The following is a 12,043-nucleotide window of genomic DNA, read 5'->3' as shown; positions in this document are numbered from 1 at the left end:
ATATTATATATTTAAATATTAATAAGTTACGTAAGTTATGACTTTATAAGGGAGCGATTTTATGGAAGAAAATAGAGAACAATGGGGATCAAAATTAGGATTTATAATTGCTGCAATAGGTTCAGCAGTAGGGTTAGGAAATATTTGGAGATTTCCATATATAGCATATTCTAACGGAGGAGGAGCATTTTTAATACCATATTTCTTTGCAATATTTACAGCTGGTATTCCGTTATTAATATTAGAATATGGATTAGGGCATAAGTTTAAGGGTTCAACACCACTTGCAATTGCTAAAGTAAATAAAAAGTGGGAATGGCTTGGATGGTGGCCAACTATAAATGCATTTATAATATTAACATATTACTCTATGATTTTAAGTTGGGCAGTAAATTATCTAAGATTTAGTTTAACTAAAGCATGGGGAAGTGATACAAATACATTTTTTCATGTTGATTTTATAAAATTAACAGAATCACCATTTAAATTTAGTGGAGTTATTTTACCAATACTAATAGGAATAGCTGTAATTTGGTTTATAAATTGGATTATATGCTATAAAGGAATAAAGGGTGGAATAGAAAAAGCTAATAAAATTCTTTTGCCAGCATTAGTAGTAATAATGATAATAATAGTAATAAGATCTGTAAATTTAGAAGGAGCTACAGAAGGCTTAAATACTTTATTTACACCAGATTGGTCAAAAGTTATGGAGCCCAAGGTATGGATTGCTGCTTATGGACAAGTATTCTTTTCTCTTAGTTTAGCAATGGGAATAATGATGACTTATTCTAGCTATTTACCAGAGAAAACAGATATAAATAATAGTGCATTTATGACTGCTTTTGCCAATTGTGGATTTGAATTTTTATCAGCTATAGCAGTATTTTCTATATTAGGATTTATGGCAACATCAAAAGGAGTACCTATAAATGAAGTTGTATCAAGTGGAGTTGGTCTTGCATTTGTAGTATTTCCAGCAGTATTTACGGAAATGGGAACACTTGGAGTTATTTTAGGAGTATTATTCTTCTTATGTTTATTATTTGCAGGAATAACATCTTCAGTTTCTCTTATAGAAGCGGTATCTGCGCCATTTATAGATAAATTTGGATGGGCAAGAAATAAAGTTGTTGCAGTTATATGTACAATAGGATTCTTAATTGGAATATTATATTCAACAGGAGCAGGGTTATATTTATTAGATATAATAGATAACTTTATAAATAACTATGGAATAGTTGTAGTTGGCTTATTAGAAGTAATATTGATAGGCTGGATATCTAGTCCTGACACAGTTAGAAATCATACAAATGAAATTTCATACTTTAGAATAGGTAAGTGGTGGAATATTTGTGTAAAATTCGTAACACCAGCTATACTAGTATTTATGTTAGTACAAAGTATCCTTACAGAAGTAAAAACACCTTATGGAGGATATGAGTTATCGGCACTATTAGCATATGGTTGGAGTATAATCGGCTTTGGAATAATTTTAGCATTAATAATAAGTAAAAGACATTGGAAGAGTAAGAATGTAGTAGAGTAATTGAAAAAAGGAGGATTTATAATGACTGGAATAGCAACTTCATTTTTTGCATTAGGTGCAATTGTTCTATGGGGAGGATTAGCATTAACTCTTGGAATAACAATGTATAATGAAAGAAAAGAAAAATATTTATAAATAAAATTAGAGGTATAGAAATATGCCTCTTTTATATTTTATATAATATTCATCACAATAGATATAATCATATATAAGCAATATAAGGTGTAAAAATTGACAGCAAATATTTACTAATGCTATACTTAAGCCCATAAGCAAGTAGAATAGAGGTGGTTACATGTCTACAAAAAGAGTTACTATGAAAGATATAGCTATGGAAGCTGGAGTTTCAACTGCTACTGTTTCATATGTATTAAATTATTCAAGTAAGGAAAATATAAGTCATGAAACTAGGATGCGTATATTTGAAGCTGCCAATAAACTTAAATACGTTCCAAATATGAATGCAAAATCTTTAGCTAGTAAGAGAAGCTATATGGTTGGAATAATAATTAACATGGAAGCAAAAAACAAAAAAAGTAAATTGTATCAGTATTATGATTTATCAAGGGAAATACAAAGAAAATTAAATACTTTAGGATATGATGTACTTTTATTGCCTACAAAAGAAATGACAAAAGATGTAACAATAGGACAAAAGCGATCTCTTGATGCAGTATTTATAGTAGACTTAGATAAGGAAAGATTTAAGGAAATTGCTAATCAATTTTATGTGCCTGCGATTTTTATAGATGGGTATATAGAAGACGATATTTTTTGTAAGATTCTAACTGATTTTGATGAAGTTTTAGATATGGCAGAGGAATACTTAGGCAAAGAATATTATGTTATTATGGATGATTATTCAAATAAAAGAATTTTAAATACTGTATTAAATAGGATATCTATGAAAGATATATTTATTAATAAATATGAAGATAATTTAAAAGAGTTCTTAAAAGAACGGAAAGACAAAAAAGGCTTAGTTATTGGAGAAGTATTAGGTATGCAGGTAGAAAATTATATAGATAATAAAAATATTTGCGTAGTTGTAAATTCTGAAAGAGACATTATGTTATTATCAGATACTAAAGTAATTACTGTAAGTAATAAAGAAAAGGCAGAAAAAGCTATAGAAGTCATGGAAAAATTATTGAGACTTGAAAGTACAAAAAACATTAATCATGTTTCATATATAAAACCATTAAAAAATAAATAAATAAAATATTTAAGAAAATTGTACAAATAAACAAAAGTGCAATTTTCTTTTTTTATTAATATAAAATTTTAAGTAATTAACAAAAAAATATTATATCTAATTAGAACTATAATTGCTAAGCTTTAGCTTTTTCAAATTTACTTAACAAAAAAAGTTAAGTAAGTTAAATTTTAATCACATAATATGGGAATTGTTTAAATTTCTGAAATTGTTTAAATAGAGAAAAATCAATTGATATTACTAATTAATAAGGCTATAATTTCAATAGGTTAAACGCATAAGTAATAATAAAAATTAACTTAACAAAAGATGCTTTTGATTAGATTATAGTGGAAAGGAAGATTAGGATGAAAAGAAAAAAGTCATTAATCTTATCAGTTTTTCTCTGGGGGAGTGGTCAATTTTTCATTTGTAAACAAAGATTAAAAGGACTTATTATTTTTGCATTACAAATATTAATGATAACCATTGAGTTATTTAGTGGATATTGGCTTGAGTATTTTATGGGTCATGTAAATGATTTCTCAATTAGGCTTCATGGTGGTTTTTTTGTAAAGGGATTTTGGGGAATAGTTACATTAGGGGAAAAGGTAGGAGGAAAGTATGGGGATCATTCTACCATGCTATTAATCAATGGTGTGATAGCTATATTTACTTTAAGTCTATTTGTAGCTATTTATATATTTAACATTAGAGATGCATATATAACAGGTAAAAAAATTGATGAAACAGGAGAATATGTAACTTCAAAGGAATATTTCAGCAAAGTTAAAAATAGAAATTTTCCTTATATGTTACTAATACCTATAGGAATCGCATTCTTATTTGTAGTCATTATGCCAATAATATTTTCAGTATTAACAGCATTTCTAAATTATAATAGAGACCATTTACCACCAGGAAAGCTATTAGATTGGGTTGGGATCTCTAATTTCAAAAAATTATTTACAGTTCCTATTTGGTCGAAAACTTTCATTAAAGTATTACTTTGGACAATTATTTGGACTCTCGTAAGTACATTATCATCATATTTTATGGGAATGTTACAAGCAATATTTTTAAATCATAAATCAGTAAAATTTAAAAGATTTTTTAGAACAATTTTAATATTACCTTGGGCAATTCCTCAAATGATATCACTTTTAGTATTTAGAAATCTTTTAAATGGACAATTTGGACCACTAAATAGTTTGTTATTAAATTTAGGAATTATTTCAGAGAATATTCCATTTTTATCTGATCCTTATATGGCTAAAGTTACTGTATTAGTAGTTAATCTATGGCTTGGCTTTCCAATGTTTATGGTTATGATGCTTGGTGTATTTTCAAACTTAGATCAAAGTCTTTATGAAGCGGCTTATATTGATGGAGCAGGAAAGTTTCAAGCTTTTAAGAAAATAACCTTACCATTAGTATTTCGTGCTACAATTCCAAACTTGATCATGAGTATGGCAGCTAATTTTAATTCATTTGGTGCAATTTATTTCCTTACTCAAGGGGGTCCTATAAATGAAAAAATGCAGTTTGCAGGTGATACAGATATTTTGATTTCTTGGATATACAAATTAACATTAAATCAGCAAATGTATGATATTGCAGCTGTTATGAGCGTTTTACTATTTATTATTATAGGTACTGTCTCTTATTGGAACTTTAGGAGAACTGTATCCTTCAAGGAATTATAGGAGGAATATTATGAAAAAGAAGATAACAGGAATTTTAGTGAATTTAGAGCTTATTGTTATGTCTTTAGTTGTAATTGTACCAGTTTTATGGATTATATTATCTTCATTTCAAAAAGGAAGTGGGCCATTAACAAAAATTAATTTTGCTAATTTAACTTTAGATAATTATAGAAGGCTCTTTGCAGAAACGAATTATGCGCTATGGTTCTTTAATACATTAAAAATTGCAGTTGCTAGTACAATATTTTCACTAATATTAATAATGCTAACCTCTTGGATTATGTCAAGGTTTAAATTTAAGGGCAAAAAAGCAAGTCTTATGACAATTATGATTATTTCTATGTTCCCAACATTTTTATCAATGACAGCTATATATACTTTATTTCTATTATTAGGGTTAGTAGGAAATCCAATTAGTATGATAATTGTATATTCGGTAGGGGCAATCCCTTATAATACATGGCTAGTAAAGGGATATTTAGATGGAGTCCCATTTGCAATAGATGAAGCAGCATATATTGATGGATGTACTAAATTCCAAGCTTTTTATAAAATAATACTTCCTATGTCTAAACCAATTATTACTTATTGCGCAGTATCTCAATTTATGCTTCCGTGGATGGACTTTATTTTGCCTAATATCTTACTATCTAGTGATAAATCTAAGACATTGGCAGTTGGATTATTTGCATTAATAAATGGAAAGGAGAGTATTAATTTCACAATTTTTGCAGCAGGAGCAATACTTATAGCTATACCAATTACGATAGTATTTATTATTTTTCAAAAATATTTGGTTCAAGGTGTTTCAGCAGGAGCTGATAAAAGTTAATTTGGAGGGGAATGAAAATGAAATTTAAAAAAATAATTAATTTACTTTTAGTATCATCAATGTTTATTAGTGTTATGGGTGGATGTGCTAAAAAAGAAATTCCAGTTGAAGATGATAATAAATCTAAGGAAACTAGTGATCTTACACCTGAAGAAGGAGCAGAAATTACCTTTTGGACACTATCTGGAGATGCTGAATTTGGAGGTGCTATAGCAGAAGCCTTCCAAGCAAAATATGGTGTAAAAGTTAATGTTCAAGAAAATGGTCTTGATTCCGTTAATAAAATGATGTTAGATGGACCAGCAGGGAATGGAGCTGATGTATTTATGGCAGCTCATGATAAATTTACAACAGCTAAGGATGCAGGCATTTTAGCAGAATTAGATGAAAAAGTTTCAAGCATTATAAAAGATGAAGTTAATGAAGTTGCTGTAAAGACAGTTACAGATGATGGAAAAGTTTATGGAGTGCCAGTATCTATTGAAACATATGCATTACTGTATAATAAAGATTTAGTTAAGGGGGAACCTGCTAAAACTATGGAGCAAATTGGAGAAGAAGCACTTAAATATAATGATGCTAGCTCAAATAAGTTTTGGTATTTAACAGTTCCAACAGATGGGTATCCTGCTTATCCTTTCTTAAGTTTATATGGTTTTGAGTTATTTGGATCTGATGGAAAGGATGGAGATAATCCAGGATTTAATACAACAGAATTTACAAAAGGGTTAGAAAAAATTGCAGAATTAAAAAAATATATACCAATTAAGTCAGAAGATTTAAAAATGGAGACAATGTCACTTCTTGAGCAAAATTTTAAAGATGGTAAAACAGCTTATTATCCAATAGGGCCATGGTTAATTAAATCATTAAAAAATGAGAATGTGAACTTTGGTGTTACAACACTACCTACTATGGATGGAAAACAAATGAAATCATTTAGTGCAGTTCAAAATGCATATGTTTCATCTTATTCAAAATATCCTAAAGCAGCAGAATTATTTGCTCTATTCTTAGCTTCAGATGAAGCAGCACAAATTCTATATGATAAATCATATAGAATTACTGCAAAAAATGATATATCAAATATAAAAGGATTAAAAGATGATGAAGAACTAAGAGTATATTCTGAAGCATTTAAAAGCTCTGTTCCTATGCCAAGTACAAAAAGAATATCATATTATTGGACAACAATGATAGGAGTATTAAATGCTGTATTTGATGGAACATTAACACCAGAAGAAGGAGCTAAAAAAGCACAAAGTGATTTTGAAGCATTAGTAGCAAGTGAATAATGAAAGGAGAATTACTATGAATTTTGCAGCAATTATACATGAACCTAAAAGTTCCTTTTCATATGCATATAGTAAAGACAAGCTTCATATAAGGATAAAAACAGCCAAAAATGATGTAGATAATGTTGAACTTTTAGCAGTAGATCCATTTAATTGGATTCCAAGAAATGATGGAAGTGGAGTATATGATTTTGATATAGATTCAGTATATAAAATTAAAATGGTAAAGGAACAAATTACAAGGGATCATGATTGTTGGTTTGCAGAAATTAGCGATATAAAATGGAAGAGAATTAAATACTGTTTTATAATTGAAAATAAAGATGAAAAATATATATTAGGAAGCCATTATAGGCTTCCTTATACAAAAGATAAAAGTAAATTATATGATTTATTTAATTACTTTAATTATCCATATATAAATGAAGAAGATTTATATATAGCCCCAGATTGGGTATCTAATACTATTTGGTATCAAATATTTCCTAAAAGCTTTTATGGAGGAAATACTAGTATAGAAGGGAATTTGATTGGAATTATAGAAAACTTGATTACATTAATGAAGCTGGGTTTAATGGAATCTATTTAAATCCTATATTTGAATCACCTAGTCAGCATAAGTATGATACCACAGACTATTTTAAAGTTGATGAAGAGTTAGGTGATAATGAGATTTTTGGTGAATTAGTTAAAGAAGCCCATAAACGTGGAATTAAAGTAATGTTAGATGCAGTATTTAATCATTGTGGATTTTTTCATCCGTATTGGCAAGATGTAGTAAGGAATGGAGAAAAATCTAAATACTATGATTGTTTTTATATACTAAATCCAGATAAGCCTATAGTAAATGGAAATTTGAAAAATGGTGTACCACAAGAAGTAGAAAGAGAAGAGTTAAATTATTATACATTTGCTTATACCCAATCTATGCCAAAGTGGAATACAAGTAATCCTATTGCAAGAGAATATCTTTTAAATGTTGCATGTTATTGGGTTGAAAAATATGATATAGATGGTTGGAGACTAGATGTTTCAAATGAGGTATCTCATGATTTTTGGAGAGAGCTTAGAAAAAGATTGAAGTCAATAAAGTCGGATGTATATATATTAGGTGAAAATTGGGATAATTCATATCCTTGGCTAAAAGGCGATCAATTTGATGCAGTTATGAATTATGAGTTTTCAATTCCTATTTGGTCTTATTTTCGCTTAAATAATACTGCTAAAATTAAATATAGCTCTAATGACTTTAAATTTGAGCTAAGTAAGTTATTAGTAGGATATCCAAAGCATTTAACTAAAAATCTTTTTAATCTTCTAGATAGCCATGATACAGAGCGATTTTTAGTATAGTAAATGAAAAGGTAGAGGTTGCTAAGCTTGCATACTTGTTATTATTTACTTATCCAGGTTCTCCATGTATTTATTATGGCAGTGAAGTTGGTATGTCAGGTGGAGAGCATAAAAATAGACAACCAATGATTTGGGATGAAGCCAAGCAAAATAAGGAACTATTTCTATTTATAAAAAAATTAATACAATTGCGTAAAACTTATGAAAGCTTTAGAATAGAAAACTTTCAGTGGATGAATATTGAAGAGGGAAACAATATTATAATGTATAAAAAGGAATGTGAAAAGGAAGTCTTATACGTAGTTTTAAATAATGATAGTATAAGTAAGAAAATAGCATTTCCAGAAGAAATAAAAGGGCTAAAAGTTAAAGAGTGTATAGAAGAAAAGGATATCTTAATAGATAAAGAAATTGAACTTTTACCATATAACTATAAAGTTTATTTGCAAAATAAATAATACAGTCTATTTAATAAGGGACGCCTATGCGTCCCTTAATTTACTATATAAAATAAGCTATTATGCATTATTTAAAGTATTCTCCAAGGTTCTTCTATTTTTTCTTGAAGAATTGTATAGTCTACTTCTTTAACGACTTCTCTAGGCAGTTTAAGTTTTTTTAATTTGATATGAAAGTTATTAGAAAATACTTTTAAAGATTTTCCTATTTGTTTAGTAGAAGAATTAAATATCTCTAAAGGGGTTAAAAAGTTTTTACTATCTCTAAATTCATCTAAGTACCTAGATGCATCTTTAACAGCATCATTTGCACATAAATTTATTTTATCTATTAATTGTTCATTAAATTCTTCAGGATATGTTAATTGAAGAACTATCCTATAATTAGTTATTCTTGTTTGTCTACAAGGAATCTTAGCGGTTATTTCTTCGCCATCTATTTCACCTAAGTAATTTATTAAGAAGTCGTCTCTTATTTCAGGAACTTCTATGGAGGTTAAAACTTTTGTATAAATATTTCTTACACCATTAGATGAATATTCTTTTTTTGTATTTCTAAAAGGATTGGAAATTTCTGCAGGTTCAATACTAGAATCATTTGTGGAATCATCTGTAGAATCATTTCGATAACAAATAAATGAATCTATTTTCTTTAAATCAACTCCGAAATAAACCCAAGTTCCTCTAAACCATCTAAAGCCAGAAACAGTTTTACTGTCAACATTTAATAAAAATGCCCAGTAATTTCTACCATTAGTTTCCCAAATATAAGTAAATTTAAATAAGCAAAAACTAATAGAGCCAGGACTTACAGCTTTAGTTTTAGAATCTTTTGATTTATTATCCTTTTTTGTATTAGTTCCTGAATTAAGTTTTTTAACCTCAGCACTATTTTTATTTGGCGTATAATTTGGTGGAGGACCTATATTCAAAGTACTACCACCAGGGAACGGAGAATTGTTTGCTGGAAAGCTAGGAAATAGGTTTCCAAACAGAGGAGGTTGAAATCTTGAATCATCTGGATACAAGATCGAATCATCATCATTAAAATTCATTGATACACTCCTAATATAGTATTTCTATAATTAGTATAAGTAAGTGAAGCTTAAATTGTTACTTTCATTTATATGATTCATTGGTAACAATCTCATAATATTCGTAATACAAATATTATGAGGTGATTGTCTTGGGATAGAAATAAGACATGCTAAATTAGAAGATTATAAATATATAAGTAAGATTTCAAAAGAACTACACACATTTCATATTAAAAATAGGCCAGATGTATATAAAGAAGTAAACAAGACAATTTATAAATCATATTTTAAGGAATTATTAAGTGATAATAATGTAGAAATCATAGTGATAACTAAAAATAAAAAATAGTAGGATACACAATAATAAGGTATATAGAGATTAAAAATATAGATTTATTACAAGATAAGTTCTTTGCTTATATAGATGAAATTTGTATAGATGAAAGTAATAGAAGAGAAGGGTTGGGAAGAATGTTATTTGACTATTCTTATGATTTAGTAAAGTTTAATGGGGCTGAGAGCTTGGAACTTGGTGTTTGGAGTTTTAATGAAAAGGCAATAGGATTTTATAAGGCTATGGGAATGGTGGAGAAGAACATAAGAATGGAGAAGAAGTGAAAAAATGAAAGAATGTCACATTCGTTGAATTATGAAAAGGAGACTGTTTGTAGGATAAATCTACAAAAGCGCAATAGGTAAATGATAATTGATAATGGGAATGCATACCCTATAGAATTTATAAAACAAGAGTGTATAAGAATTTTAAAGGGAGTCGCGTTAATTTTGTGACTTCCTTTAAGTTTTAAATAATAGTAATTACTATATGATTGACAATAATTAATATAAAATTTTTTATTAATTATATATCAAATAAATATATTTAGTAATAAATGTAAAAAAATATTGACTTTTCATGTATATACTGTATATAGTATACATATACAGAAAATACGGTTATGTGAGGTGAAATATGAAAATAATAGTTAGTAATTCATCTAAGCTTCCTATATATGAACAAATAGCTAATTCTATAAAAGAAGAGATTATAAATGGAACGTTAGAGCCAAATGAAAAATTACCTTCTATAAGGTCCTTAGCTAAGGATTTAAATATAAGTGTAATTACAACTAAAAGGGCTTACGAAGAGCTTGAAAGTCAAGGATTCATTGAAACTGTTGGGGGAAAGGGTTGTTATGTATCTTACTTTAATAAGGAACTTATTTATGAAGAAAAACTTAAGGAAATAGAAGAAAAGTTAGAAGAAATTATGCAAATAGCAAGAGCAATAAAATTAGAAAAGAAAGATATTTATAGCATGATAGATTTGTTATATGAAGGAGAATAGTATGATTAGGGTTGAGAATGTAAATAAAACTAGGGGTAAATTTAAACTAGAAGATATTTCTTTTGAATTAAAAGAAGGCTATATAATGGGGTTAATTGGGCCTAATGGTTCTGGAAAGACAACATTAATAAAAATGCTTCTTGGATTAACTAAAAGTGATAGTGGGGAAATAAAAATATTTGATAAGGATATTTTTGAAGATGAAATTTATATTAAAGATAATATTGGATTTGTTTTTGATAATTTAAATTTTTATTCTCACTTAAGTGTTAAAGATTTTAAGAAAATAGTCAGTAAAGCTTATTCAAAGTTTGATTCAAATCTTTTTGATTCTTATTTATGGCGATTTGGAATTCATAAAAAATTATATATTGGAGAACTTTCAAAAGGTGAAGAAATAAAGCTTATGATTGCTAATGCATTGTCTCATGATGCAAAGCTTTTAATACTGGATGAACCTACAGCAGGACTAGACCCTATCGTCAGAAAAGATATATTAAAGTTACTTCAACAAGAAATAGAAAATGGAAAAAGAAGTGTTATTATTTCTACTCATATAACTTCAGATTTAGATGGAATAGCAGATTATATAACATTTATTAACAAGGGAAAGTTAATTTTCTCACAAGATATGGAATGGATAAAAGAAAGATATAGAATTTTTAGAGGTTCAAAGGAAGAACTTGAAGAAAGTAAATTAAATTTTATTTCTATAAAAGAAACAAAGTATTATACAGAAGGCTTATTTATAAATAGAAAAGGATTAGATAGTGACAATATAAGTATTCCAAATTTAGAGGATGTAATGTTTCACTATGTAAAGGGGGAAAAATAATGTTTAAGCTTATACAAAAAGATTTATTAGTAGGATTGAAAATTAAGTCATTGAAAGCTACAATCATTACATTTATATTTGGATTATTTTTATTAACCACTTTTTCATATATATTTCCAACTTTACTTCCAATGATGATTACCTTTATTGTAGTGATGAACAGCTTTTATTATGATAGTCTAAATAAAAGTGAAAGTTTCATGGCAAGTCTTTCATATAAAAGAGAAGATATAGTTTATTCAAAATATATATTAACATTAATAATACTTTTTGTTTCATTAATTATGATTTATGTATTATATGGAATAAACATACTAAGCTCTGCAAGAGTAATGGTTTTACAAGATGTATCTGTTAGCATGGCAACTATATTATTAAGTTTTTCAATTATAATACCTATTATATTAAAGTATGGTTATAAAATAGGGAGGATTGCTG

At 27.7% G+C, this 12,043-nt stretch carries 14 protein-coding genes; 13 read left to right on the top strand and 1 reads right to left on the bottom strand.

The genetic code is table 11. The features are described 5' to 3' along the window. Positions 1–61 precede the first annotated feature (61 nt). The 9 genes from A500_RS17900 (at position 62) to A500_RS21800 (ending at position 8,388) form a co-directional block, all read left to right on the top strand. Positions 62–1,549: a sodium-dependent transporter gene (locus A500_RS17900; protein ID WP_016208985.1), complete on the top strand. Its 1,488-nt coding sequence runs from the start codon at positions 62–64 to the stop codon at positions 1,547–1,549. Positions 1,550–1,570: 21 nt separating this feature from the next. Then, positions 1,571–1,684 (top strand): MetS family NSS transporter small subunit, encoded by a 114-nt coding sequence (locus A500_RS20600; RefSeq protein ID WP_016208984.1) that lies wholly within the window; start codon positions 1,571–1,573, stop codon positions 1,682–1,684. A 160-nt stretch (positions 1,685–1,844) separates the two neighbouring features. After that, positions 1,845–2,765, top strand: a complete 921-nt coding sequence (locus A500_RS17895) for a LacI family DNA-binding transcriptional regulator (protein ID WP_016208983.1) — start codon at positions 1,845–1,847, stop codon at positions 2,763–2,765. Between the two features lie 347 nt (positions 2,766–3,112). Further along, positions 3,113–4,450: a carbohydrate ABC transporter permease gene (locus tag A500_RS17890; RefSeq protein WP_016208982.1), complete on the top strand. Its 1,338-nt coding sequence runs from the start codon at positions 3,113–3,115 to the stop codon at positions 4,448–4,450. Positions 4,451–4,460: 10 nt separating this feature from the next. Beyond that, positions 4,461–5,282, top strand: a complete 822-nt coding sequence (locus A500_RS17885) for a sugar ABC transporter permease (RefSeq protein WP_016208981.1) — start codon at positions 4,461–4,463, stop codon at positions 5,280–5,282. 17 nt (positions 5,283–5,299) lie between these two features. Then, positions 5,300–6,577 (top strand): sugar ABC transporter substrate-binding protein, encoded by a 1,278-nt coding sequence (locus tag A500_RS17880; RefSeq protein ID WP_016208980.1) that lies wholly within the window; start codon positions 5,300–5,302, stop codon positions 6,575–6,577. Between the two features lie 16 nt (positions 6,578–6,593). Beyond that, positions 6,594–7,166, top strand: a complete 573-nt coding sequence (locus A500_RS21490; protein ID WP_016208979.1) for an alpha amylase N-terminal ig-like domain-containing protein — start codon at positions 6,594–6,596, stop codon at positions 7,164–7,166. Beyond that, positions 7,133–7,930, top strand: a complete 798-nt coding sequence (locus A500_RS21805) for a glycoside hydrolase family 13 protein (protein ID WP_341349968.1) — start codon at positions 7,133–7,135, stop codon at positions 7,928–7,930. Before A500_RS21490 ends, A500_RS21805 begins: the two co-directional genes overlap by 34 nt. A gap of 35 nt (positions 7,931–7,965) precedes the next feature. After that, positions 7,966–8,388: a hypothetical protein gene (locus tag A500_RS21800; RefSeq protein WP_278245138.1), complete on the top strand. Its 423-nt coding sequence runs from the start codon at positions 7,966–7,968 to the stop codon at positions 8,386–8,388. A 71-nt stretch (positions 8,389–8,459) separates the two neighbouring features. Here A500_RS21800 and A500_RS17870 read toward each other — a convergent pair whose 3' ends face one another. After that, positions 8,460–9,443 carry a hypothetical protein gene (locus A500_RS17870; RefSeq protein ID WP_016208978.1) on the bottom strand — a complete coding sequence of 328 codons (984 nt, stop codon included), beginning with the start codon at positions 9,441–9,443 and terminating at the stop codon, positions 8,460–8,462. A gap of 327 nt (positions 9,444–9,770) precedes the next feature. Here A500_RS17870 and A500_RS20130 point away from each other — a divergent pair, with 327 nt between their 5' ends. The 4 genes from A500_RS20130 to A500_RS17850 all read left to right on the top strand — a co-directional run. Next, positions 9,771–10,043: a GNAT family N-acetyltransferase gene (locus A500_RS20130; protein ID WP_083935721.1), complete on the top strand. Its 273-nt coding sequence runs from the start codon at positions 9,771–9,773 to the stop codon at positions 10,041–10,043. 352 nt (positions 10,044–10,395) lie between these two features. Then, positions 10,396–10,770 carry a GntR family transcriptional regulator gene (locus A500_RS17860; protein WP_016208976.1) on the top strand — a complete coding sequence of 125 codons (375 nt, stop codon included), beginning with the start codon at positions 10,396–10,398 and terminating at the stop codon, positions 10,768–10,770. Position 10,771: 1 nt separating this feature from the next. Then, positions 10,772–11,605, top strand: a complete 834-nt coding sequence (locus tag A500_RS17855; RefSeq protein WP_016208975.1) for an ABC transporter ATP-binding protein — start codon at positions 10,772–10,774, stop codon at positions 11,603–11,605. Next, positions 11,605–12,043 (top strand): ABC-2 transporter permease (locus A500_RS17850; RefSeq protein WP_016208974.1); only part of this gene is annotated, 439 nt, incomplete at its 3' end. The genes A500_RS17855 and A500_RS17850, both read left to right, overlap by 1 nt.

The organism is Clostridium sartagoforme AAU1 (assembly GCF_000401215.1).
Classification (GTDB): Bacteria; Bacillota; Clostridia; order Clostridiales; family Clostridiaceae; genus Clostridium; species Clostridium sartagoforme.
Note: the sequence above shows the minus strand (reverse complement) of the source record. Positions and strands in the feature narration are given on the sequence as shown.

What these genes read in the sequence shown, in the direction of transcription:
- A500_RS17900 (WP_016208985.1), top strand. Translation starts at nt 62, where the DNA reads ATGGAAGAAAATAGAGAACAATGGGGATCAAAATTAGGATTTATAATT.
- A500_RS20600 (WP_016208984.1), top strand. Translation starts at nt 1,571, where the DNA reads ATGACTGGAATAGCAACTTCATTTTTTGCATTAGGTGCAATTGTTCTA.
- A500_RS17895 (WP_016208983.1), top strand. Translation starts at nt 1,845, where the DNA reads ATGTCTACAAAAAGAGTTACTATGAAAGATATAGCTATGGAAGCTGGA.
- A500_RS17890 (WP_016208982.1), top strand. Translation starts at nt 3,113, where the DNA reads ATGAAAAGAAAAAAGTCATTAATCTTATCAGTTTTTCTCTGGGGGAGT.
- A500_RS17885 (WP_016208981.1), top strand. Translation starts at nt 4,461, where the DNA reads ATGAAAAAGAAGATAACAGGAATTTTAGTGAATTTAGAGCTTATTGTT.
- A500_RS17880 (WP_016208980.1), top strand. Translation starts at nt 5,300, where the DNA reads ATGAAATTTAAAAAAATAATTAATTTACTTTTAGTATCATCAATGTTT.
- A500_RS21490 (WP_016208979.1), top strand. Translation starts at nt 6,594, where the DNA reads ATGAATTTTGCAGCAATTATACATGAACCTAAAAGTTCCTTTTCATAT.
- A500_RS17870 (WP_016208978.1), bottom strand. Translation starts at nt 9,443, where the DNA reads ATGAATTTTAATGATGATGATTCGATCTTGTATCCAGATGATTCAAGA.
- A500_RS17860 (WP_016208976.1), top strand. Translation starts at nt 10,396, where the DNA reads ATGAAAATAATAGTTAGTAATTCATCTAAGCTTCCTATATATGAACAA.
- A500_RS17855 (WP_016208975.1), top strand. Translation starts at nt 10,772, where the DNA reads ATGATTAGGGTTGAGAATGTAAATAAAACTAGGGGTAAATTTAAACTA.